Raw genomic sequence first — 24284 nt, forward strand, 5'->3', positions numbered from 1 at the left:
GATGAGCGAGGCCCTGCCCATACCCGGCCCGTCGCCCGTGCAGCCGGCTTTGCCGCTGCCGGCGATGCAGGCCGCCGGCCTGTGCAAGGCCTATGGCCCGATCACGGTGCTGACCGATATCGCACTCGATATCCGCGCAGGCGAGGTCCACGCGATCATCGGCGAGAATGGCGCGGGCAAGTCCACGCTGATGAAGCTGCTGTCGGGGCACGTCCTGCCGACCGCCGGGCATCTGGCGATGGCCGGGCAGCCGGTGGAGTTCGCCGATGCCGTTGCCGCCGAGGCGGCGGGCGTGGTGCTGGTGCATCAGGAGATCCTGCTGGCCGGCGACCTGACCGTTGCCGAGAACCTGTTCCTTGGCCGCGAGCTGACCCGCGGCCCGATGGTCGATGACCGCGCGATGAACCGCCGCGCGGCCGAAATTCTCGCCTCCATCGGCGCCCATTGCCATCCGCGCGACCCGGTCAGCGGCCTGCCTCTGGCGCAACGGCAACTTGTGCAGATCGCCCGCGCGCTGCTGGAACCGCGCAAGGTGGTGATCTTCGACGAACCGACCGCCGTGCTGGCCAATGACGAGGTTGCGGCGCTGCTGGCCGTGGTGCGCGGGCTCCGCGACCGGGGGGCGGCTGTCCTCTACATCTCGCACCGCCTTGATGAGGTGGAGGCGCTGGCCGACCGCATCACCGTGCTGCGCGACGGCCGGATGATCGGCACCTGGCCGGCCCGGGGCCTCACGCAGCGCGACATGGCCGAGTTGATGGTCGGCCGCAAGCTGGACATGCTCTATCCGCCGAGGCGCCCCGCGGCGTCGGGGGACCCGCTGCTCCGGGTGCAGGATCTGTCGGTCGATCACGGCGCGGTGCAGGGCAGCTTTGCCGTGCGCCCCGGCGAGGTTCTGGGCATTGGCGGCATGATCGGATCGGGCAGGACCGAGATGTTCGAAGGCCTGATGGGCCTGCGCCCCGCCACCGGCAGCGCCGTGCTGAACGGCACCCCGATGGTGCATCGATCGGTCGGCGCATGGCAGGCGGCGGGGCTGGTCTACCTGACCGAGGATCGCAAGGGCAAAGGCCTGCTGCTCGACGAACCCCTCGGCCCCAACCTGACCCTGCAGGCATTGACCGAGGTGCATCCCCGCCTGACGCTGGACCGCAAGGCCGAGGGCGCAGCCGTGGCCAAGGCGGTGGCGGACTATGACATCCGGGTTCGGTCGGTGCATCTGGACGCGGGGCAGCTGTCGGGCGGCAATCAGCAAAAACTGTTGCTGGCCAAGGTGATGCTGACCGATCCTCAGGTGGTCATCATCGACGAGCCCACCCGCGGCATCGATATCGGCAACAAGAACCAGATCTACGATTTCATCGACGCGCTGGTGCGCACCGGCAAGGCCTGCATCGTCATCTCCTCCGAATTGCCAGAGCTGGTCGGCCTGTCCGACCGGGTGCTGGTGATGCGCGGCGGGCGGATCGTGGCAGAGCTGACGGGCGACCAGATCACCGAACAGAACGTCGTCTATGCCGCCACCAGCGGCGAGGGACACGGACCACAAGGAGCCCAGCCATGACAGCCGCCGTCGCATCCCAAAGCGCGGGGCCGCGCCGCATCCGCTGGGCCGACATGGGCCCGTTCATCGCGCTGGCCGTGGTGGTGCTGGCGGGGGTGATGATCAATTCCAGCTTCCTCAGCGGCACCAACATCGCCAATGTCGTCACCCGCTCGGCCTTCGTGGCGATCATCGCGGTGGGGGCGACCTTCGTCATCTCCTCGGGCGGACTGGACCTGTCGGTGGGCTCGATGATGGCCTTCGTCACCGGCATCATGATCCTGGCGATGAACCGGCTGGAGCCTTCGATGGGCGGCTATGCCATCGTCGCCGGTGCAGGAATCGGGCTGGTGGTGGGCGCGCTGTGCGGGCTCTTGAACGGGCTGATCGTCACGGTCGGCAAGATCGAGCCCTTCATCGCCACGCTCGGCACGATGGGCATCTTCCGGGCGCTGATCACCTGGATGTCGGATGGCGGGTCGATCCCGATCGAGCGCAGCCTGCGCGAACCCTATCGCCCGGTCTATTTCGGCGATGTCCTCGGCATCCCGGTGCCGGTGATCCTGACGCTGGTTGTGGTGCTGGTCGGGGCCTTCGTCCTTTACCGCACGAAATACGGCCGCCGCTGCATGGCCGCCGGGTCGAATGCCGACGTGGCGCGCTTCTCGGGCGTGTCGGTGGCGAAGGTCCGCACGACGGCCTTCGTGATCCAGGGGCTTTGCGTCGCCATTGCCGCCATCTGCTACATCCCGCGCCTTGGCGCCGCCACGCCCACGACCGGGCAGCTGTGGGAATTGCAGGTCATTACCGCCGTGGTGATCGGTGGCACCGCGCTGCGCGGTGGCAAGGCCCGGGTCTGGGGCACCGTCGCCGGTGCGCTGATCCTCGAGGTGATCGCCAACCTCATGGTGCTGTCGAACATGGTCTCGGAATACCTCGTCGCTGCCGTTCAGGGGGTGATCATCATTCTGGCCATGCTTGCGCACCGGTTCATCAAATAGCCGCCGGGAGGGGCGGGGATTTTCAAAAGGGAGGACTACCAATGACAACCATCACAAGACGGGCCCTCGGCCTTCTCACCGCCGCCAGCTTCACGGCGCTGGCAGCTACCGGGGTCCTGGCGCAGGAAAAGCGGGTCATCGCCGTCTCGATCCCCGCCGCCACGCATGGCTGGACCGGCGGCGTGGTCTATCATGCCGAACAGGCCGAGAAGGAGATCGAGGCCGCGTTCCCGAATATCGACGTGATCGTGAAGACCTCGCCCTCGGCCACGGCGCAGGTTTCGGCGCTGGAAGACCTTGCCGCTGCGCAGACGTTGGACGCGCTGGTGATCCTGCCCTTCACGTCGGAAGAGCTGACGGGCCCGGTGGAGCAGGTCAAGGCCGCCGGCACCTTCATCGCCGTGGTGGACCGCGGGCTGACCGATCCCGCGATTCAGGACCTCTATGTCGCGGGCGACAACATCGCCGTGGGCGCCAACACCGCCAAATGGCTGGCTGAACAACTGGGCAACGAAGGCAACGTGGTCGTGCTGCGCGGCATCCCGACGGTGATCGACGATGAGCGGATCCAGGGCTTCACCGAAGTCATCGAGGGCACCAATATCGAGATCCTCGACATCCAGTATGCCAACTGGAACCAGGATGAGGCCTTCACCCTGATGCAGGACTATCTGGCCAAGTATCCGCAGATCGACGCGGTCTGGGCCAATGACGACGACATGTTGCTGGGCGTGCTCGAGGCGATCCGGGAATCGGGCCGGACCGAGATCAAGTATGCGCTTGGCGGCAACGGCATGAAGGACGTGATCGAGATGGTGATGGCGGGCGATGCCATGACCCCGATCTCGACGCCCTATCCGCCGTCGATGATCAAGTCGGCGATCTACATGGTGGCCGGCCAGTTTACCGGACAGGCGCCGATGCGCGGCAGCTTCAAGCTCGATGCGCCGCTGATCACGCCCGAGAATGCCGAGCAGTTCTACTTCCCCGACTCGCCGTTCTGATCTCGCCGTTCTGATCCCTTGGGGCGCCCCTTGCCGGGCGCCCCTCTCTGCCATCTCAAAGGAGAAGCCAAATGCCTGGCAAGAAGATCCTGATGCTCTGCGGTGAGTTTACCGAGGAATACGAAATCTTTGTCTTCCAGCAGGGGATGGAAGCGGTCGGGCACACCGTCCACGTCATCTGCCCTGACAAGAAGAAGGGCGAGATGATCCAGACCTCGCTGCATGATTTCGAGGGCCACCAGACCTATATCGAGCGCTTCGGCCACCTGGCCGAGATCAACAAGACCTTCTCGGAGGTGGTGCTGGACGAGTACGACGCCGTCTACTGCGCCGGCGGGCGCGGGCCGGAATACATCCGCACCGACAAGCGCATCCAAGCGATGGTCCGGCACTTCCATGAAACGGGCAAGCCGATCTTCACCATCTGCCACGGGGTCCAGATCCTCGTCGCCGTCGATGGCGTGATCCGCGGCAAGAAGGTCGCCGCCCTTGGCGCCTGCGAGCCCGAGGTGATTCTGGCGGGCGGCACCTATATCGACGTGAAACCGCACGAAGCCTATGTCGATGGCACCATGGTCTCGGCCAAGGGCTGGACCGGGCTGGCGGCCTTCATGCGCGAATGCATGAAGGTTCTGGGCACGCAGATCACCCATAGCTGACCGGCACGAGACGCTTTGACCACCGCCGCGGGGGCGCATCTGCGCCCCTGCGGGCGTGGTGGGGGCAGAGTCCCGGCGCAGGTTCGCGCACCGGACGGAGACCCCAGAAAATCATTGCTCGAATGTATATTATAGTATTTATTTTCCGTGGGCCTGCAGCGGGCCTCGGGAATCTCGGGAGGATGACCTATGCTTGAAAGACTTCTGATGGCCAGCGTTGCCGTCTTTTCGCTGGGGGCTGGCGTGGCCGGCGCCCAGACCATCGGCTTTTCTCAGATCGGATCGGAATCCGGCTGGCGCGCCGCCGAAACCACCGTGACCATGAACGAGGCGAAGGAGCGGGGCATCGACCTGCGCTTTTCCGACGCGCAGCAGCGTCAGGAAAACCAGATCGCCGCGCTGCGCTCGTTCATCGCGCAGGGCGTCGATGCCATTCTGGTTGCCCCGGTTGTCGCAACCGGCTGGGATTCGGTGCTGGAAGAAGCGGCCGAGGCCGAGATCCCTGTGGTCCTGCTGGACCGCATGGTCGACAGCTCGCCCGACCTTTACCTGACCGCAGTTGGCTCGGACCTGGTGCATGAAGGCCGTGTCGCGGGCGAATGGCTGGTCAGCGCGGTGAACGGTGAAGAGTGCCGCGTGGTCGAGCTTCAGGGCACTACCGGCTCCTCCCCCGCCATCGACCGCAAGAAGGGCTTCGAGGAAGGCATCGCCGGCGCCGACAATATCGAGATCGTCCGCAGCCAGACCGGCGACTTCACCCGCACGCGTGGCAAGGAAGTGATGGAAAGCTTCCTGCAGGCCGAGAATGGCGGCGCGGATATCTGCGCGCTCTACGCCCATAACGACGACATGGCCGTGGGCGCGATCCAGGCGATCAAGGAAGCCGGTCTGAAGCCGGGTGAAGACATCCTCGTGGTGTCGATCGACGCGGTCCCGGACATCTTCCAGGCGCTGGCGGCCGGTGAAGCGAATGCCACGGTCGAGCTGACGCCGAACATGGCCGGGCCGGCCTTCGACGCGCTGGAAGCCTTCTTCGCCGACGGCACCATGCCCGAGAAGTTCATCCAGACCGAATCGAAACTCTACACCCAGGCCGATGATCCGGCCGGTGAGTACGAGGCCCGCAAGGATCTTGGCTACTGATCTTTGATCGACGCAGCGCCCGGGGCACTCCCTTGCCCTGGGCGCTGTTCGTGCAAGGCGTTCAGGCCTGCCCCCCCTTGCTGGGTGAGACATCCGATGCTGCTATCGACACGCGACCTGACCAAGTCCTTCCCGGGCACGCTCGCGCTCGACCGCGTGAGTTTCGACCTGAAGGCGGGCGAGGTTCATGCGCTGCTTGGCGAGAACGGGGCGGGCAAGTCCACGCTGATCAAATGCCTGACGGGCGCCTATCGCCGCGATTCCGGCGACATCCTGTTCGAGGGCGAGCCGGTCTTCCCGCAAAGCACGCTCGAGGCGCAGGCCATCGGCATCGGGACGGTGTATCAGGAAGTGAACCTGCTGCCGAACCTGACGGTCGCCGAGAACCTGACCCTCGGCCACCAACCGACCCGGTTTGGCATGATCCGCCCCCGCGCGACGCAGGCGCTGGCGCAAGAGATGCTGGCGGGCTACGGGCTGGATATTGACGTGCGCCGCCCGCTGGAAAGCTATTCCGTCGCCGTGCAGCAGATCGTGGCCATCGCCCGCGCGGTGCATCTGTCGGGCCGGGTGCTGATCCTGGACGAGCCGACCGCCAGCCTTGATGCGCGCGAAGTGCAGATGCTGTTCGACGTAGTGCGCGACCTGCGGGTGCGCGGGCTGGGGATCATCTTCATCTCGCATTTCCTCGATCAGGTGTTCGAGATTTCCGACAGCCTGACGATCCTGCGCAATGGCCGCCACATCGCCACCCATCCCGCTGCCGATGTGGACCGCATGCAGTTGATCACCCTGATGCTGGGGCGCGAGTTGGCCGAGGAAACCGCTGTCCGCCACCGCCCCGAAGTGACCGGGACCAGCGCCGATGCCATCCGCTTCACAGGCGTCGGCCGCCGCGGACGCATCGCGCCTTTCGATCTCACGGTGCGCAAGGGCGAGGTGATCGGCATGGCGGGCCTCCTTGGCTCTGGCCGCACCGAAAGCGCCGAGGTGCTGTTCGGCGCGGTGGCCAGTGACAGCGGCACGGTGGAGGACGCGAGCGGCCCCGTCGATCTGCGCAATCCGCGCAGCGCCATCGCCGCCGGCTTCGCCTTCGCGCCCGAGGATCGCAAGACCGACGGCATCATCGCCGAACTCAGCGTGCGCGAGAACATCATCCTCGCGCTGCAGGCCCGCCAAGGCTGGGCCCGCCCGATCCCGCAGGCCGAGCAGCAGCGCATGGCGAACGACTACATTGCCCGGCTCGACATCCGCACGCCCGATGCGGAGAAGCCCGTGGGTCTGCTGTCGGGCGGCAACCAGCAGAAGGTGATCCTCGCCCGCTGGCTGGCGACCAACCCCCGCTTCCTGATCCTTGACGAGCCCACCCGCGGCATCGATGTCGGTGCCCATGCCGAGATCCTGCGGCTGATCGAGGATGTGGTGGCGCAGGGCATGTCGATCCTGGTGATCTCGTCGGAGCTGGAGGAGCTAGTCGCCGTGTCGCACCGCGTCATCGTGGTGCGCGACCGCCAGCATGTGTCGGAGCTGACCGGCGACGATGTCAGCCCCGATACCATTCTGCGCGCCATCGCCGCGCCCCATACCACGCTGGAGGCGGCAGAATGACCGGAGCCACCCTTCTTCGCCGGATCGCCCCGCAGCTGCTGACGCTGGCCGCGGTGATCGTGCTGGTCAGCATCTATTACCCGGCCTTCTATCAGATCGTTTACGTCAACGACCGGCTGGTCGGCATCCCCATCGACGTGATCAAGCGCGGCGCGCCGGTCGCCCTGCTGGCCATCGGCATGACGCTGGTCATCGCCACCCGCGGTATCGACCTGTCGGTCGGCGCGGTAATGGCGATCTGCGGGGCCAGCGCCGCATGGTCCATCGACCAAGGCTACGGCATCGGCGCCGCGCTCGGGCTTGCCGGGGCGGCGGGGCTGGTCTGCGGGCTGTGGAACGGGGTGCTGGTCGCCTTCTTCGGCATCCAGCCGATTGTCGCCACGCTGATCCTGATGGTCGCCGGGCGCGGCATCGCGCAGCTGATCACCGGCGGCACGATCCTCACCTTCGACAGCGACACCTTCTCGTTCCTTGGGTCCGGCACCCTGCTCGGCGTGCCGGTGCCGACGGTGATCTGGATCCTCACCGGGATCGGCTTTGGCCTGCTGGTGCGGCGCACCGCACTGGGGCTGCTGGTGGAATCCATCGGCGTGAACCTGCGGGCCAGCACGCTGGCGGGCATCAACAGCCGCGTCCTGCTGGTCGCCGTCTACATGGGGTCGGGCTTCTGCGCCGCGCTGGCCGGGGTCATCGCCACCGCCGACATCCGCGGGGCCGATGCCAACAATGCCGGCCTGTGGCTGGAGCTGGACGCGATCCTTGCGGTGGTGATCGGCGGCAACTCGCTTCTGGGCGGGCGTTTCTCGATCCTGGCCTCGCTGCTGGGGGCGATGATCATCCAGACCATCAACACCGGCATCCTGCTCGCGGGCTTCCCGTCAGAGTTCAACCTGGTGATCAAGGCGGTGCTGGTGATCGTGATCCTTGTCCTGCAATCGCCGCGGATCGTGCCTTATCTGGAGCTGCTGACGACACGGCGGCAGCGCGTCAAGGCACCTGCGACCAAGATGGAGGCGGGCAAATGAACATCCGCGCCCTGCCGCTCTATGCCACCATTGCCATTTTTCTGCTGGCCTACCTCGTCTGCTACCTGCAATTCCCGGCGATGCTGTCGACCCGCGTCATCGGCAACCTGCTGACCGACAATGCCTATCTGGGCATCGTCGCGGTGGGGATGACGGTGGTCATCATCTCGGGCGGGATCGACCTGTCGGTGGGGTCGGTCATCGCCTTTTCCGGCGTATTCATCGCCGTGCTGCTGCGCGAAACCGGGCTGCATCCGCTGGCTGTGTTCGCCCTCCTGCTGGCGATCACCACGCTTTTCGGCGCAGCGATGGGCGGGATGATCCACCTCTTGGCGATGCCGCCCTTCATCGTGACGCTGGCGGGCATGTTCCTGGCCCGCGGCGCGGGCTACATGCTGACCATCGATTCCGTGCCCATCGACCATGCGTTCTACGAGACGATGCAGCGCGCCTATTACCTGATGCCCGGCAAGGGGCGGCTGACGCTGCTGGGGGGCACGATGGTGGCTTCGGTCATCCTTGGCATGATCCTGCTGCACCGCACCAAGTTCGGCACCAATGTCTACGCGCTTGGCGGAGGCGAGGCGACGGCGCGGCTGATGGGTGTGGCGGTGGGGCGCACGACGGTGCTGATCTATGCCTTTTCCGGCTTGATGGCCGGGCTCGCGGGGATCGTGTTCTCGGTCTACACCTCGGCCGGTTATCCGCTGGCGACGGTGGGGGTGGAACTGAACGCGATCGCCGCGGTGGTCATCGGCGGCACCCTGCTGACCGGGGGCAGCGGCTACATGTTCGGCACGCTGATCGGCGTGCTGACGATGGGGCTGATCCAGACCTACATCGTCTTCGATGGCACGCTGTCGAGCTGGTGGACGAAAATCGTGATCGGGGCATTGCTTCTGATGTTCATCCTGCTTCAGAAGGGGCTGCTGCGGCTGCGTCTCAGCCATTAACGGGTAAGGGTGTGCTATGTCCGGTCTGCTTCTTGACGGGTTGAACGAGGCGCGGGTGCGCAACAGCCACGGTCAGGTGGTCGAGGGCATCGGGCGCGCCATTGTCAGCGGCACCTATCCGCCCGACACCATCTTGCCGCGGGATGAAGAGCTGGCGAGCAAGTTCGGCGTGTCACGCACCGTGCTGCGCGAGGCGATGAAGACGCTGACCGCCAAGGGCATGATCATCGCCCGCACCCGCGTCGGCACTAAGGTGCGGCCCCGACAGGACTGGAACCTGTTCGATGCCGAGCTGCTGATCTGGCATCTTGATACCCAGGCGGGGATGGAGTTCCTGGACCAGCTCTACGAGATGCGCCTGACGATGGAGCCTGCGGCAGCAGCGATGGCGGCGCACCGGGCCGGGGCGGGCGACATCGAGACCCTGTATGCCCATGTCGAGGCGATGCGCATGGCCGAGGGCGACAAGGCCTTTGCGCTGGCCGATCTGGCGCTGCACCGGGGGATCATCAAGGCCTCGGGCAATGTGTTCATGCATTCGGTGGGCACGCTGATCGAGGCGGCGCTGCTGACGGCCTTCCGGCTCAGCTCGCCTTCTTCGGAACCCGCGATCCAGCAGGATGTGTCGGCGGCGCATCTGCGGATTGTCGAGGCGATTGCCGGGCGCGATCCGGCGGCGGCCGAACAGGCGATGCGCAATGTCATCCTGTACGGCCAGCGCCGGATTTCCGATGTGGTGAGCTGAGGCCTTAGTGATTGTGGCCGGCGTGGCTGTGGCCCGTGTCCCCGGCCGCGCCGATCTCGACATGGGCGTGCAGATGCTGGCCGCCGACTTCCACCTCGATCTCGAGTTCCGCGCCCGGCACCAGGTCCATCGGGACCGAGGACCAGCGCAGCGCCAGCACCTTCGGCTCCAGATCCACCTCGGCCCCGGCGGGGATCGGCAGGCCCGGCAGCACCGTCCAGGCCTCGCCCGCGGCGCCATAGCTGAAGCCGACCAGCTCCAGCTCTGCGCCCTCGGCCTCGCCGCCGGTCAGCATCGCTTCGGCGGCCGAGGTATTCTCGACCTCCATGTAGAACAGCGCGTCGCTGCCCTTGGCGGTGGCGGGCGTCCAGACATGGACGACGCGCAGACCCTCGGCCTCGGCGACGTGGTCATGGGTTTGGGCAAAGGCCGGGGCGGCGGTGATCAGCAGGAGCGAGAGCAGGCAGGCACGCATGGGAAACCCCTTTTCAGGTGCGAAGGTCGGTCAGAAGCGGGCGGCGCACGGCCAGCCACGCGGGCAGCAAAGCCATGAACAGTGTCAGGCTGATGAACCCCGCGACCAGATGCGCCTCGGGCCAGCCAAGGTTCGCGGTCACCAGCACATCGATGCGCGCGGTGACGATGGCCGAGATGCCGCGCGCTGCGACCCAGCCAAGCGCGAGGCCAAGCCCGGCACCGGACAGGATCAGCGCCGCGGAATAGGCCCAGACCACCGCAAAGACAAAGCGCAGCGGCGCGCCGATGGCCCGCAGCAGGGCAAGGGAGCGCGCGATCAGCCGAACCATGATCATCAGCCCGATCAGCACCGACAACGTGACCAGCACCTGCGTCAGCACCGCCATCAGCGACATGGCAGAGCGCACATCGCGCATAAGCCCATGCAGCTGCGCCAGCACCGTGCCCGGGAAGAACGCCATCAGGTCGCCGCGGGTGAAGCGCGATTTCAGCGCGTAATTGCCCCACAGCTCTGTCGCATGGACCAGAACCGCCGGGGTGCCCGGCATCATCTCGGGTACGAAGGGCGGGCCGATGCGCGGATCGCCCGGCGCATGGCCATTGGCAAGGCCATGTACCGCCCAGACCCCCTCCACCGGCACCAGCAGCGCCCGGTCCCAGGGGCTGCCGGTCGGGGCCATGCGTCCGGTAACGGCATAGGCGAAACCTTCATGGGCATCATGTTCTGCCGCGGGCCCGTGGCCATGCGCGGGGGTGAAGCTGCCACCGACATCCACGGGGGCATAGGCCCCCGCCACCGCTTCTTCCGCCGTGGCGAACACCCGCCCCTCGGCCAAAGGCCCGGCCAGATGGCTGACGAAATCCACCGTCGTGCCGACCACCGGCGCGCCCTGAAAGCTGTCGCCAAAGGCGATGGGGGCGGCGAAGGCTACGCCCTCGGCCCCCGCGATCTCGGCATATTGCGCGCCGTTGATCAGCGCCATGTCGGACGGCTGCAGATAGACGGCGGCCAGCATCACCGTCACCTCGCTGCCCGGCGCGGCGACGATCAGGTCGAATTTCTCGGCGGCGCGGGCCGATCCCTGCCGCAGCCCGCGTTCCTGCGCCAGCAGCCCGACGCCAAGGCCGACCGACACCGCGATCAGCGCCACGAACAGCGCATTGACCCAAACGAACCGCCGCAGCATCGCGCCGACCAGCGGCAGCGGCCGCAGCCCGCGCAGAACCATCGCCCCGGCCAGCAGCCCCGGCGCGATCAGCGCCAGCGCGAAGAGCACGTCCTGCAGTTCGGGGGGGAGGGAGGCCCAGAGGTCAAGCATCGCTGTCCTCGACAATCCTGCCATCGGCGATGGTGATCTGCCGGCCCATCCGCGCCGCCAGCGCAGCGTCATGTGTCACCGTGATCAGCATGCGCCCACCCTCCGCTGCCAACCGCACCAGATCGGCGCCAAGCGCATCGGCATTGGCGCGGTCCAGCGCGGCGGTCGGCTCGTCCGCCAGGATCACCGGCGGGCCGCCGGCCAGCGCCCGCGCCACGGCGATGCGCTGGCGCTCGCCCCCCGAGAAGCTGTCCACCGCCCGCGCCCCGGCCTGACCCAGCCCGAGCGCCGCCAGCCACTGCGCTGCGGCCAAGCGGATCGGCGCGCGGTCTCGCGCAGGGGCAAAGGCACTCGCCAGCCCGGCATTGCCAAGCGCCGACAGCTCCTCGAACAGATGGCAGTCCTGAAAGATCAGCCCCAGCGTCTCGCGCCGGAACCGGGCCCGGGCATCCTCGGTCAGCGCGGCGATGTCCTGCCCGCCCCAGACCACCCGGCCGGCACTGGGCCGCACCAGCCCCGACAGCACATGCAGCAGCGTCGATTTCCCCGCGCCCGAGGCACCGCGCAGCGCAAGGCTCTGCCCCGCATCCAGCGTCAGCAGCGGGACATCGAGCAGCACCCGCCCCTCGCGGCTGGTAACCCGGAGGTTCTCCACATGCAGGGCGGGCGTCATCTCTCAGGCCCGCGCGAAGCTGGCATCGACAAGGCGCACCTTGGAGTAGAACCCCAGCTCCGGGTCCACCGCATCCCCCAACTCCAGCACGCCGGTCACGGTGATCGGCACGTTGAAGGGGATCACGTCGACCACCCGCTTGGCATAGACAGCCAGAATGTCATCGGGCCAGGGCATCCCCGGCTCGCAGAACGGGCAGACGGCCATCGGCGTCTTGGTCAGCACGAAAAACACCGAGTCGGCCTTCAGCGGCGGCGCCATGAAGCCCGAAACGGTGAGGCGGCCGCCTTCGGAGGACAGCGCCAGATCGGAGAAGCTCAGATCCTTATTGTAGAGGTCGCGGAGCTTGATCGGGTCCCCGGCGGCAAGGGCCAGACGCGGCGACAGGATCAGGGCGGGCAGGGTGGCAAGCAAGGTGCGGCGAATCATGGTCTGTCTCCCGTTCTGGCACCTCAGTGCCAGTGCGGTGCAACGCCCGCATGAAAGAAGCGGGCCCCGGTTTCCCGGGGCCCGCGTCATCTTGCCCGATGATTACTCAGCGGTGACAGCGTGGTTCATCACGTGGAAGATCACGTTCTGCTCGATCACGCCGCCGAAGAGGTGCGACCAGGGACCGCGGGCGAACACCGCGACGTCTTCACCCGAGTGGGTTTCCGACGACATCGGCACCAGCGCCTGCTGCAGGTAGTCCGGGTCGGTGGCTTCTTCTTCGGTCAGCTCGGGGCGCGCGCCCGAGAAGGTGCCGTCGGCCTGTTCGATCAGCACCGATCCGGCGCCGTTCAGGTAGCCCGCAACGGTGTAGGGCTTGCCGTCGGCGGCCAGGTTCGCCTCGCCGGTATGCTCGACGCCGTTGTCGTTCTCGACCATGCACAGGCCGAGGATGTTCGAGCCGCGGCCGCAATAGCCGTTGAACGAGATCGCATGTTCATGGTCGGCGGTAACGATGATCAGCGTCTCTTCCGGGTCGGTCAGTTCCACGGCCTTGGCGATGGCGTCGGCGAAGGCTTTGCCATCCACCAGCACCCGGTGCAGGTTGCCCTCGTGGTTGGCATGGTCGACGCGGCCGGCTTCGACGTTCAGGTAATAGCCGTTCTCATTGCCCGACAGGCCCTTGATCGAGGCTTCGACCATCTCGGCCAGCGACGGCTCGCCGGTGCGGTCGAATTCGTACTTCATGTGGCTGGCTTCGAACAGGCCCAGAACCGGGGCGTTGTTGCCCATGGTCAGTGCCGCGAAGTCCTCATCGCCGAACACGACCTGCGCGCCGGCACCCGTGGCCTCTTCCACCAGATTGCGGCCGTCGGTGCGCTTGCCGGGCTTGCCTTCGACGTCGGTCACTTCGGTCGGCAGGAAGTGGGCACGGCCGCCACCCATGGCGATGTCGATGACGCCGGCCTTCATCTGGTCGATCAGCTGGCTGGCGATGTCCTTCTGGGCGCAGCCCTCGGGGATACCGGTGTTGTCTTCCCAGTCACGGCTGACGCTGCGGGCATAGACGGCGGCCGGGGTGGCATGGGTGATGCGCGCGGTCGAGATGACACCGACCGACTTGCCCATTTCGGTGACGATTTCGGCGAAGGTGGTGGTGCCAGCCTCGGCGCCCGCGGCGCAATCTTCAAGGGCGACAGTGTCGAGCACGTTGATCATGCCGTTCTTGCCCTTGACGCCCGAGTTCATCGCCATGGCGGTGGGGGCAGAGTCCGGGGTCTGGCCGTTCGACGAGTAGGTCTTGACCAGCGCCACATGCGGGAAGGTCTCTTGCGGCTGGACATAGTCGTCGCCGAGGCCGCCGGCCTGCTGGCCCGAGAACAGGCGGATGGCGTAGTTGGTGCCCACGCCATTGCCGTCGGCGGTGAACAGGATCACGTTCTTGGCGGTGTTGGTGTTGGGCTGAACGGCAAGGCGCTCTTCGATGGTCGCCTGACCGGCCTTGAACCAGTCGGAGTTCGCCTGCGGCAGGTCCTGGGCGAAGGCGCCGGTCGTCAGGCCGAGGAGGGCCGCGGTCGAGAGGAGAATCTGTTTCATGGTGGTGCTCCCTGAGAAACTCCGGGGACCGTAGGAGGGCGACATGACACGTATGTGATCGGTTGGTGAACTTCTCAACGAGATCAATTGGTTATGGTATAACATTACAACCATTGGCCCAAGGCTCCAGGCCCTGCAAGCCGGCCCCCTGGAGGATCAGCACTGCCCGGAAATCATTGACGTTCGTCAGCGTCGGCCCGGTGACGACCTGCCCGCCGATCGCGGCAAAGAACCTGTGGGCATCGTTGCGGTCGAGGGCCGCCGCCGCGTCCCATCCTGCGTTCTGGGCGGCTTTTGGCGTATCGGGGCCGATCTGCGCGCCCGCCACTTCGGCGGCGCCATCCACACCATCGGTGTCGCAGGCGAGGGCGTGGATGCCCGCCGCCCCGTCCAGCGCGAGGGCGAGCGCCAGGCAGAACTCGGCATTCGGCCCGCCGATCCCATCCCCGCGCCGGGTGACCGTCACCTCGCCGCCCGACAGCAGCAGCAGCGGCGCCGCCCCAGGTGTGCGGCTCGCCTGCAACTGCAGCGCAAGGGCCGCCTGTGCGCGGGCCACCTCGCGCGCCTCACCCTCCAGCGCGTCACCAAGGATCTGCACCTCGCAGCCCGCCGCCCGTGCAAGCTTTGCCGCGGCCTCAAGTGACTGGGCGGGGGCGGCGCAGATGGTGTTCGTCACCCGCGATAGCCGCGGATCCCCGGGCGCGATCACCCGGCTTCCCCGGCCAAGCGCCGCGGTCACGCTGGCGGGCACCGGCACCTGCCAGCGCGTCAGCACCGCCCGCGCATCCTGCGGAGTGGAGCCGTCGCCCACCGTGGGCCCCGACCCGATGAAGGCCGGATCATCGCCCGGCACGTCCGAGATCATCAGCGCCAGCATCCGCGCCGGATAGGCGGCGGCCGCCAGTTGCCCACCCTTCACCCGGCTCAGATGCTTGCGCACGATGTTCATCTGCCCGATCGGTGCGCCCGAGGCGAGCAGCGCGGCATTCATCGCCTGCTTCTCGGCCAGCGTCACCCCCTGCACCGGCGCGCAGAGCAGCGCCGAGGCCCCACCCGAGATCAGCGCCAGCACGAAATCCCCGTCCCCCAGCCCAGCCAGCAGGTCCAGCATCCGCGCCGTCGCCGCGGCCCCGGCGGCATCGGGCACCGGATGCGCGGCCTCCAGAATCTCGATCCCGCGGCAGGGGCGGGCATAACCATAGCGGGTGACCACCAGCCCCTCGCAGGGCCCCCACGCCGCCTCCACCGCCTCCGCCATCCGGGCGCTGGCCTTGCCGGCGCCGACCACCACCACCCGGCCCGGTGGCCTGGGCGGCAGGAAAGCGGCCAGCGAGCGCATCGGGTCGGCCATCTCGACCGCGCGGTCGAAGAGCGAGGTGAGGAAAGTCCGAGGGTCAGGATGCATGGGCGGCCTGCAACGGAGGGCATGGAAAAACCGGCGCCCGAAAGCGCCGGTTCCTTGCTACGCTACCCCGTCGCCCGCGTCATGGCCAGCGGATCAGTCCTGGCGCGTCAGGCGGATGATCTGCGAGCTGCCGGCATTGCGGTCCTCGGTCACCGCATAGACGGCGCCATCGGGGCCCACCTTCACATCCCGGACGCGGGCTTCCAGCGGCACCCGCTCCTCATAGGCGACCGCATCGCCGTCGAGATGCACGACCACCACGCCTTGCGAGACCAGCCCGCCGACAAGGAACGCACCTTCCCACTCGGGGAATTCGTCACCCTCGTAATAGGCCATGCCCGAGGGCGCGATCACCGGGTCCCAGTAATAGACCGGCTGCTGCGTGCCCTCCATCGCGGTGATGCCATCGCCAACGGCGGCGCCGCTGTATTCGATGCCATAGGTCACCTCGGGCCAGCCGTAGTTCAGCCCGGCCTCGGGCATGTTCAGCTCATCCCCGCCGCGGGGACCATGCTCCACCGTCCACAGCCGCCCCTCGCCATCGAGCGCGGCCGATTGCAGGTTGCGGTGGCCAAGGCTCCAGATCTCGGGCAGCGCGCCCTCGGTGCCGATGAACGGGTTGCCGTCCACGACCTCGCCCTCGGGGGTGATGCGGAAGATCTTGCCAAGGCCGCTGGCCAGCTCCTGCGCCTGCACGCGGGGCTCCTGATCCGACCGCTCACCGACAGTGACATAGAGGTGTCCCTCGGGGCTGAACACCAGACGCGAGCCGAAATGCTTGGTGTTGTCGTAGGTCGGCAGCTGCTGGAAGATCACCGTGACATCTTCAAGCGCTCCGCCGCCTTCCTCATCGGGCACCAGCGTCGCCGATGCGACCGAGGTGCCATTGCCGCCCTCGCGGGGCTCGGCGTAGGAGAAGTAGATGCGGCTGCTTTCCTCGAAGTCGGGGGCCAGCGCCACGTCCAGCAGGCCGCCCTGACCGCTCGCCTCCACCTCTGGCACACCCTCGATGGCGGGGCCGGCCTCGCCCTCGGCGCTGACGATATGCAGCGCACCTTCCTTGGCGGTGACCAGCATCCGTCCTTCGGGCAGGAACTCCAGCGCCCAGAGCTGGGGCAGCCCCTCTGCCACGACCTCTTGGGCAACGCCGGGCATTTCGGCCGGTTGCGGGGCGCGGGTCTGGCCGATGAAGGCGGGTTCCTGATCGGGCGCATTCGGTTCGGCGGTTTCCACCGGCAGGCCCGAGGGCGTGCCCTCGTCGCCCTCGGCGGGCGGCGTGCCCTCGACCTGATCGGCGGGGGTGGTGTCGTCGGCGGTCTGCGCAAAGGCGGGAAGCGCAACAAGGCTGGTGGTAAGCAGGGCGCTGGTCAGCAGCTGTGGCAATCGGGTCATCTGGAACTCCCTCCGGGATATGCGCCCCGAACGGCCGCGATTGCCGCCAAGGCAAGGCGGCACCATCGCCCCCTTGCACACATAACCCGTGGCTACGCCCTGGGTTACGTGAAAGCGGTTCAAGATGAAGTTATCTGGGGCATCCGGGGCATCCGGGGCATCTGGCGCGCCAGGGCGCGGATGCCGGGACCCAAGAAAACGCCCGCGGCAAACGGTACCGCGGGCAGCACTCTTTACGCGTCCCATTCGGTATATCGTATATGAACGGATGGCGAAAAAGGAACAATAATGCGAGCTGCGCGGTATTGTCGGCCCGAATGTGGCAGCCCCCGCGTCAATATTCGCGCCGGGGTTGAGCGAGCGCATCGGGATCTTCTCAAAGTTGTCAGTGCGGCCGGCTGGTGCTGCGCAGGCGCGCGGCAACAGGCTCAGCCATCCGCCCCGCATGCGTCCGCCTGCCACAGCCGCAGGGGCTCGCCCTCTGTTGTGCCGAGGGTCCGGCAATCCTCATCCACGCACAGCCGCCAGCCGCCCCCCGTCGCGCCGGATGCGGCAAGGAACACCTCACGCTGCGGCGGCAGATCAGGCCGGTAGTGCCAGCCATCGGCCTTCAACACCGCATCCGGGGGCGGTTCCATCCCCGCGCCAGCGCCCAAGATGCGCGCTTCGACCGGGCGCAGGCCCTCCGCCGTCACCTCCCATCGCTCCCACCATTCGGTATGGGCGGTGGAGTGGGACCAACTGAGGGTGAAGCTGCTGGCGACAAGGGCGATGACCTTGCCGCCGGCAGCGATGCACAGGCTCATGCCACGGTCGGGGTGGCGCGCCGCGCCCGCAGCCAGTGCTGCAGCACGAAGAGCGCGGCCAGGGCAAAGCCGATCTCATCGGTCAGCGGCAGCGCCACGATCAGCGACACCCCCGCGGCGAAGGCCAGCAGCCGCTCCCACCACTGCGCCGGGCGCAGGAAGTAGCCGACGACGGCGACCCCCCAGAGCCCGATGCCAAGGCAGGCCTTGGCGAAGATGAAGATCACCTCGACCGGGTAGCCATAGGCCTCGGCGATGGGGCCGGCGTCCTGCAGCATCAGCGCCGGGGTATAGACCGCCATGAACGGGATCACGAAGCCCGCTGCCGCCAACCGGATCGCCTGCAGCGAGATTTTCAGCCCCGACGACTTGGCAATCGGCGCTGCCGCGAAACAGGCCAGCGCCACCGGCGGCGTCAGGTCGGCCATGATGCCGAAGTAGAAGACGAACATGTGGCTGACCAGCAGTGGCACGCCCAGTTCCAGCAGCGCCGGGCCAGCCAGCGACGAGGTGATGATGTAGTTGGGGATCGTCGGGATGCCCATCCCCAGCACCAGGCAGGTCAGCATGGTCAGCACCAGCGACAGGAACAGGTTGTTCTCGCCGATGGCAATGATCGCGCCGATGAAGGTCGAGGCGATGCCGGTCAGCGTCAGCGTGCCGATGACGATGCCGACGATGGCGCAGGCGATGCCGACCGGCAGCGCGTTGCGCGCGCCCTGGGCCAGCGCATCGCGGACGATGCCAAGCGTGGGGCGGGTGCCTTGGAAGACGGCGCAGGCCAGCACCAGCGCGCCGATCACCAGCGCGAGGAAGTTCACCCCCAGCTCAAGGAACGCCGCCGAGGCAAGGCCAAGCGCGATCCAGAACACCACGCGGAAGGCAATCGGCCCGATCATCGCCGCCAGCGGCGTGCCAAGGATCAGCACCGTGACCAGCGCCAGGCCCATCGTCCCGGCAAAGATCGGCGTGTAGCCGGCGAACAGCAGGTAGACCAGCGCCGCCAGCGGCAGGATCAGCGGCCATTGCTCGCGCACCGCCTGCCAGGGGTTCGGCAGTTCGGCCTTGGGCAGCCCCTTCAGCCCGGCGCGCCCGGCCTCCAGATAGACCATCCAGAACACCACGCCGAAATACAGGATTGCCGGCAGGATCGCTGCCTTGACCACGGCGGCATAGGGCACGTTCAGCGTTTCGGCCATGATGAACGCGACCGCGCCCATCACCGGCGGCATGATCTGCCCGCCCATCGAGGCCGTCGCCTCGACCCCGCCGGCAAAGGACGACCGGAAGCCGAAGCGCTTCATCAGCGGGATGGTGAACTGGCCCGAGGCGACCACGTTGGCGACCCCCGACCCCGAAATGGTGCCCATCAGCGCCGAGGACAGGATCGCCACCTGCGCCGGCCCTCCGCGCACGCCGCCGACAAGCCCAAGCGCGAAATCGTTGAACAGGTTGAGCATCCCGGCGCGTTCGAGGAAGGCCGCGAACACCACGAAAATGAAGATATAGGCGCTGCTGACATAAACCGGCGTGCCGTAGATGCCCTCGGTCCCGAACGAGAAATGCTCGATGATCTGCGCGAAGTCATAGCCGCGATGGATGAAGGGCGAGGGCAGATGCTGGCCAAGGAAGCAATAGGCCAGGAAGATCCCGGCGATGATCGCCAGCGGCCAGCCCATCAACCGCCGCGCCCCGATGAACACCAGCACGATCAGCGCGGTGCCCGCCACGAAATCGGCCGTGGTCAGAAAGCCGGTGCGCTGGATGATATCCTCGTAGAACACCCATTGGTAGATCCCGGTGGCGAAACCAAGCACGCCAAGCGTCCAGAAATAGACCTGCCCGATGCGGTTCTTCGCGATCAGGTTGCCGACCAGCCCCAGCCCCAGCAGCAGCAGGAAGCCCACATGCATCGCCCGCACGATCTGGCTGGGCAGGGTGCCATAGGCGGCGACCCACAGCTGGAACAGCGAGAAGACGACGGCGAGCCAGAAGGCGACCGATCCCATGATGCCGGTGCCGAAACCGGGGGGAAGGCCCTCGACGGCCTCTTCGGCCTCGCGCGGATCCTGGGTGGCGTGGAGCGTGGCGGACATAGGGGAAACTCCGGGGAAAATGGAACAGCGCGCCCTGCGCCGGGGGCGCTGAACGGGGCGGCAAAATGGGGGGGCTGGCGGGTCCGGGCGGCAGGGCGCCGCCCGGACAGCTTTGCCGGTTACTGGATCAGGCCGATTTCGCGGTAATAGCGCTCGGCGCCCGGATGCAGCGGGATCGACAGGCCTTCCAGCGCGGTTTCCGGGCTGATGTTGGCCGCGGCGGAGTGCGAGGCCTTCAGCCGCTCGAGGTTGTCGAACATCAGCTTGGTCATCTGGTAGGCGGTTTCCTCGGACACGTCCTCATGCGTCACAAGGATGTTGCCCACGGCAGCGGTCGGCACATCGGCTTCCTGCCCGGTATAGGTATTGGCCGGGATGACGGCGGGCACATAGGGCGCGCCGATCGATTCCACCACTTCCGCCGGGATGCCGACAAGGGTGATCTCATGGGTGGCCGACAGATCCTTGATGAAGGCAACGCCAAGGCCCGAGGATTGCAGCGTCGCCTGCAGCTGGCGGTTCTTGATCAGCTCGGCCGATTCCGCATAGGGCAGATATTCGACCTTGCCGAGGTCGTCATAGGTCATCCCCGCCGCGGCGAAGATCGCCCGCGCGTTCAGCTCGGTGCCCGACGCGGGCGCGCCGACCGACAGGGTCTTGCCGCGCAGGTCTTCCAGCGTGGTGGCGCCGGCCGAGGCTTCGGCGACGATCTGGATGTAGTTCGGATAGATTGCCGCGATGGCACGCAGGTTGGTCAGCGCGCTCGGGAAGCCGGCTTCGGCATTGCCCTCCCAGGCAAATTTCACGGAATCGCCAAGCGCGAAGGCCAGCTCGCCCTTGCCCTGCGCCAGAAGGTTCAGGTTCTCGACCGAGGCCTTGGTGGCCTGCACCTGGGTGCGCGCGCCCTCGATGTTCTCCGCATAGATCTCCGACAGGCCGACGCCGAGCGGATAATAGACGCCCGAGGTGCCCCCCGTCAGGACGTTGATGAACTCCTGCGCCAGCGAGGCTTGCGGCGCAAAGCCGAGCGTCGCCCCGAGGACGGCAGCAGGCACGAATTTCCCGGTGAAGTTGAACATGCAGTTTCCTCCCGTAGCATGGTCGATGATCGCAAAAGCCTGCACCGGGGCGGCGCGTGGGCAAAGCACTTCCGGCGGAAGGCCGCGCATTTCGGGAATGTAAAATTTTCGTTTATCACATGGGCGTTACGCGGAAGAAGGTGGCAATCGGCGGACGTGGTCTGGCGAGATGTTGCCAGGATGCGCGAACTGCAGGCGAATTTTCGCCAGCTATTCGTCGCCCCGCAGCCCGTGGCGCGCGATTTTCTCGTTCAGCGTCCGGCGCGGCACCCCCAGAAGATCGGCCGCCGCAGCCGAGGATCCGCCCGCCTGCCGCAGCGCCTCGGCGATGGTTTCGGCCTCGAACCGCGCCATCCGCTCGGGCAGCGTGCCGCCCGCCGCCTCTGCATCGCCCGGCGAGACGCCACGCCGCAGGCCCAGCACATGCCGTTCCGCCGCCGCCTTCAGCTCGCCGACATTCCCCGGCCAGTCCTGCCCCTGCAGCAGCCGCAAATCGCTCTCCAGCAGGTCCGGCACCGCCCGGCCAAAGCGCTCCGCCGCATCCTCGGCAAAGCGGGTGAACAGCAGCGGGATATCCTCGCGCCGGGCGCGCAGGGGCGGCAGCGCCAGCTCCACCGTCGCCAGCCGGTAGAACAGGTCGGCCCGGAACCGCCCCGCGCCAACCTCGGCCCGCAGGTCCAGCCGTGTGCCGGCGATGATCCGCAGATCCACGGGGCGCGCGGCGTTGGACCCGATGCGCTCCAAGCTCCGGTCCTGCATCACCCGCAGCAGCTTGGACTGCAGCGCCAGCGGCAGGCACTCCACCTCGCCCAGAAACACCGTGCCGCCATTGGCATGTTCCAGCTTGCCGATGCGCGCCGCGGCCGTGCCGGCCAGAAAGCCGCGCTCATGTCCGAACAGCTCCGCCTCGAACACCGGCTCGGGGATACCGGCGCAGTTGATCGCCACGAAGGGCCGCCGCGCCCGCCGCCCGAAATCATGGAAGGCGCGGGCCAGTTCTTCCTTGCCGGTGCCGGTCTCGCCGCGCAGCAGCAGATCGACGTTGATGTCGGCCAGCTGCCGCACCGCATCGCGCAGGGCGGCAATGGCGGGGGCGGTGCCGGCCAGCCGCGCCTCCAGCCGGGCCGAGGCGATATCTGACCAGCGGGTGCTGCGCAGCTCGCGCCGCATCCGCCGCAGCTCCACCGCACGGTCGAGCACGGCCACCAGATGCTCGGCGCCGTAGGGCTTTTCGATGAAGTCATAGGCGCCCTCGCGCATCGCCTCCACCGCCACCGGCACGTCGCCATGCCCCGAGAGCAAGATTACCGGCAGGTCGGCATCCGCGGCCCGCAGCTGCGCCAGCACCTGCTGCCCGGTCACCCCCGGCATCCGCAGATCCGTCACCACGCAATCGCAGCGGGCGGGGTCGATCTCGGCCAGCGCGCGGGCCGGATCGGGATAGGTGGTGACGCGGAAGCCCGAGGCGCCGAGCCAGTCGGCCGCCGCCTCGCAGAGCCGCGGCTCATCGTCGATGAAGGCGATGGTGCCGCGGGTCATCGGGCGGCCTTGCTGGCGGCGGCGGGATGCAGCGGCAGATCGACCAGCGTGAGGGTGCCGCCGCCCGGGCGGGGGGCGAAGGTCAGGGTGCCGCCGGTCTGCTCCAGGATGGTGCGCACGATCGACAGGCCAAGCCCCAGCCCCTCGCCGGTGACGCGGGTGGTGAAGAACGGCTCCATGACCTTCTCGCGCATGTCCTCGGGGATGCCGGGGCCGCGGTCGGCAATGGTCAGGCGCAGGCCATTGGCGTGCCGGTCCAGCGCGGCGGTGATCGTCACCGGCCCCGTCCCCGCGCTCGCCTCGGCAGCGTTCAGCAGCAGGTTGGTCGCCACCTGCTCCAGCCGCACCGGGTTGCCGCTGACGGGGGGCAAGCTGGCCGGCGCGGGCAGCGCCAGCCCTACCCCCAGTTCGCGCAGCCGCGGCTCCAGGATCTCGGCCGAGGCTGCCAGCACGGCGGCCATGTCCACCGGCTCGGGCGGAGTCAGCTTCTGTTTCGCCCCGAAGGTCTTCAGGTGCCGCACCATCGTCTGCATCCGCCGCAGCAGGCCCCGCGCCGACCCGAGGCTGTTCGCCGCCCGCTCCGTATCCCCGCGGCTGAGGTGCAGTTCCGCCGCCGCAAGGGTGTTGTCCAGCGCCGACAGTGGCTGGCTGACCTCATGCACGATGGCCGCCGACATCCGCCCCAGCACCGCCAGCTTGGCGGCATGGACAAGGCTTTCATGGGTCTGGCGCAGCTCATCCTCGGCCCGCCGCCGCTCTTCGATCTCATGTGCCAGTTCCACCGTGCGCTCTGCCACCCGCCGTTCCAGCACCGCGTTCTGGTTCAGCTTCAGCCGGATCAGCTGCCGCCGCTGCCACAGGATCAGCGCCCCGACCGAGGCCAAGAGCCCCGCCAGCGCGGCAAGCCCCGCCACCTGCCACGCGCTGCGCAGCACCGGCGCGGAGGGCAGGCCGACGACGATCTGCCAGCCATCGGGCTCCAGCGCGGCGCGGGCAATCCGCAAGGGCTCGCGCGTGTCCGAGGTGATCGCGCCGGTCAACGGCTCGGCCGCCGCGATGTCGAGCCCGTCATAGCGCCGCTCGGCCAGCATCCGCTCCAGCGCCGGGGCGGCCAGCGGCTCCAGCGGCCGGTATTTCCAGTTGCGCAGCCCGGAGAGGAAGATCACCCCGTCGGGATCGGCCAGCGCCACATGTTCGTTGGCGCGGACCCATGTGCCCTCCAGCGTTGCCATGTCGACCTTGACCACGGCCACGCCCGTGGGCGCGATGGCGGGGCCAAGCCGCGCCGACAGGAAATAGCCGGGTTTGCCGGTGGTCACGCCCACAGCGTAATAGCGCGCGGCACCCTCCAGCATCGCGCCCTGAAAATAGGGGCGGAAGGCGTAGGAATGGCCCAGAAAGCTGCCGGGCTGGTTCCAGTTGCTGGCGGCGACCGTCAGCCCCTGCGCGTCGGTCACGTAAAGCTCATCCACCCCCGACAGGTCACGCACCGTCTGCAGATAGGCATTGGCCGCATCCGCCGCCGCGGCATTCCCCGGATCGGCCAGCAGGGCGCGCACCCTTGCATCCTGCCCCACCACGGCGGGCAGGTAGCGGAAGCGCTCGATCTCGGTCACCACGCTGTGCCGGGTCACGGTCAGCCGGTCGCGCAGCTCTGCCTCCAGCCGGGCGCTGGCGGTGTACTGTGCCAGCGCGAAGGCCGCCGCCGACAGCAGCGCCGTCATCGCCAGCAGCCCCGCGATCAGCAGGGCCGGGCGGGGAAGGCTCGCAAAGGGCAGGGGGCGCGACATCG

General features: G+C 67.7%; 21 protein-coding genes. 9 read left to right on the top strand and 12 right to left on the bottom strand.

All coding sequences use genetic code 11. From position 1 onward, the window contains the following. The first annotated feature begins 1 nt into the window (after position 1). The 9 genes from GVY41_RS16105 (at position 2) to GVY41_RS16145 (ending at position 9681) form a co-directional block, all read left to right on the top strand. Positions 2–1564, top strand: coding sequence for a sugar ABC transporter ATP-binding protein (locus tag GVY41_RS16105; protein ID WP_161348237.1), 1563 nt, complete (start codon positions 2–4; stop codon positions 1562–1564). After that, positions 1561–2544 carry an ABC transporter permease gene (locus tag GVY41_RS16110; protein WP_161348236.1) on the top strand — a complete coding sequence of 328 codons (984 nt, stop codon included), beginning with the start codon at positions 1561–1563 and terminating at the stop codon, positions 2542–2544. The genes GVY41_RS16105 and GVY41_RS16110 overlap by 4 nt, the downstream gene beginning before the upstream one ends. Before the next feature lie 41 nt (positions 2545–2585). After that, a complete protein-coding gene (locus GVY41_RS16115; RefSeq protein ID WP_161348235.1) occupies positions 2586–3548 on the top strand; it encodes a substrate-binding domain-containing protein in 963 nt (320 codons plus the stop codon). A gap of 71 nt (positions 3549–3619) precedes the next feature. Next, positions 3620–4207: a DJ-1/PfpI family protein gene (locus tag GVY41_RS16120; RefSeq protein WP_161348234.1), complete on the top strand. Its 588-nt coding sequence runs from the start codon at positions 3620–3622 to the stop codon at positions 4205–4207. 189 nt (positions 4208–4396) lie between these two features. Continuing rightward, positions 4397–5350 carry a galactofuranose ABC transporter, galactofuranose-binding protein YtfQ gene (gene ytfQ, locus GVY41_RS16125; protein WP_161348233.1) on the top strand — a complete coding sequence of 318 codons (954 nt, stop codon included), beginning with the start codon at positions 4397–4399 and terminating at the stop codon, positions 5348–5350. A gap of 96 nt (positions 5351–5446) precedes the next feature. After that, on the top strand, positions 5447–6958 hold the full coding sequence (locus tag GVY41_RS16130) for a sugar ABC transporter ATP-binding protein (protein ID WP_161348232.1): 1512 nt from the start codon (positions 5447–5449) through the stop codon (positions 6956–6958). After that, on the top strand, positions 6955–7983 hold the full coding sequence (locus GVY41_RS16135; RefSeq protein WP_161348231.1) for an ABC transporter permease: 1029 nt from the start codon (positions 6955–6957) through the stop codon (positions 7981–7983). The genes GVY41_RS16130 and GVY41_RS16135 overlap by 4 nt, the downstream gene beginning before the upstream one ends. After that, positions 7980–8936 carry a galactofuranose ABC transporter, permease protein YjfF gene (yjfF, locus tag GVY41_RS16140; RefSeq protein WP_161348230.1) on the top strand — a complete coding sequence of 319 codons (957 nt, stop codon included), beginning with the start codon at positions 7980–7982 and terminating at the stop codon, positions 8934–8936. The genes GVY41_RS16135 and yjfF overlap by 4 nt, the downstream gene beginning before the upstream one ends. A 16-nt stretch (positions 8937–8952) precedes the next feature. Continuing rightward, entirely contained in the window at positions 8953–9681 is a 729-nt protein-coding gene (locus tag GVY41_RS16145; RefSeq protein WP_161348229.1) for a FadR/GntR family transcriptional regulator, read from the top strand. Between the two features lie 4 nt (positions 9682–9685). Here GVY41_RS16145 and GVY41_RS16150 read toward each other — a convergent pair whose 3' ends face one another. The 12 genes from GVY41_RS16150 to GVY41_RS16205 all read right to left on the bottom strand — a co-directional run bounded on the left by GVY41_RS16150 (position 9686) and on the right by GVY41_RS16205 (position 24282). After that, positions 9686–10156: a copper chaperone PCu(A)C gene (locus tag GVY41_RS16150; RefSeq protein WP_161348228.1), complete on the bottom strand. Its 471-nt coding sequence runs from the start codon at positions 10154–10156 to the stop codon at positions 9686–9688. 13 nt (positions 10157–10169) lie between these two features. Continuing rightward, the gene (locus GVY41_RS16155) at positions 10170–11477 is read right to left on the bottom strand and encodes an ABC transporter permease family protein (RefSeq protein WP_161348227.1); all 1308 of its coding nucleotides are present in this window, start codon (positions 11475–11477) and stop codon (positions 10170–10172) included. Beyond that, on the bottom strand, positions 11470–12150 hold the full coding sequence (locus tag GVY41_RS16160) for an ABC transporter ATP-binding protein (protein ID WP_161348226.1): 681 nt from the start codon (positions 12148–12150) through the stop codon (positions 11470–11472). The genes GVY41_RS16155 and GVY41_RS16160 overlap by 8 nt, the downstream gene beginning before the upstream one ends. Positions 12151–12153: 3 nt before the next feature. Further along, entirely contained in the window at positions 12154–12579 is a 426-nt protein-coding gene (locus GVY41_RS16165; RefSeq protein WP_161348225.1) for a hypothetical protein, read from the bottom strand. A gap of 102 nt (positions 12580–12681) precedes the next feature. Further along, a complete protein-coding gene (locus tag GVY41_RS16170) occupies positions 12682–14175 on the bottom strand; it encodes an alkaline phosphatase (protein WP_161348224.1) in 1494 nt (497 codons plus the stop codon). A gap of 91 nt (positions 14176–14266) precedes the next feature. Next, positions 14267–15580 (bottom strand): glycerate kinase type-2 family protein, encoded by a 1314-nt coding sequence (locus GVY41_RS16175; RefSeq protein ID WP_161348223.1) that lies wholly within the window; start codon positions 15578–15580, stop codon positions 14267–14269. 93 nt (positions 15581–15673) lie between these two features. Beyond that, positions 15674–16972, bottom strand: coding sequence for a PQQ-dependent sugar dehydrogenase (locus GVY41_RS16180; RefSeq protein ID WP_161348222.1), 1299 nt, complete (start codon positions 16970–16972; stop codon positions 15674–15676). 428 nt (positions 16973–17400) lie between these two features. Then, positions 17401–17778, bottom strand: coding sequence for a DUF1850 domain-containing protein (locus GVY41_RS16185; RefSeq protein WP_161348221.1), 378 nt, complete (start codon positions 17776–17778; stop codon positions 17401–17403). Next, complete coding sequence (locus GVY41_RS16190; RefSeq protein WP_161348220.1) at positions 17775–19874, bottom strand: TRAP transporter permease; 2100 nt, start codon at positions 19872–19874, stop codon at positions 17775–17777. Before GVY41_RS16190 ends, GVY41_RS16185 begins: the two co-directional genes overlap by 4 nt. A 119-nt stretch (positions 19875–19993) precedes the next feature. Then, entirely contained in the window at positions 19994–20953 is a 960-nt protein-coding gene (locus GVY41_RS16195) for a TAXI family TRAP transporter solute-binding subunit (protein WP_161348219.1), read from the bottom strand. 210 nt (positions 20954–21163) lie between these two features. Then, positions 21164–22492 (bottom strand): sigma-54-dependent transcriptional regulator, encoded by a 1329-nt coding sequence (locus tag GVY41_RS16200; RefSeq protein WP_161348218.1) that lies wholly within the window; start codon positions 22490–22492, stop codon positions 21164–21166. After that, complete coding sequence (locus GVY41_RS16205; protein WP_161348217.1) at positions 22489–24282, bottom strand: sensor histidine kinase; 1794 nt, start codon at positions 24280–24282, stop codon at positions 22489–22491. The genes GVY41_RS16200 and GVY41_RS16205 overlap by 4 nt, the downstream gene beginning before the upstream one ends. Positions 24283–24284: the final 2 nt, after the last annotated feature.

This window comes from Frigidibacter albus (assembly GCF_009908165.1).
GTDB lineage: Bacteria > Pseudomonadota > Alphaproteobacteria > Rhodobacterales > Rhodobacteraceae > Frigidibacter > Frigidibacter albus.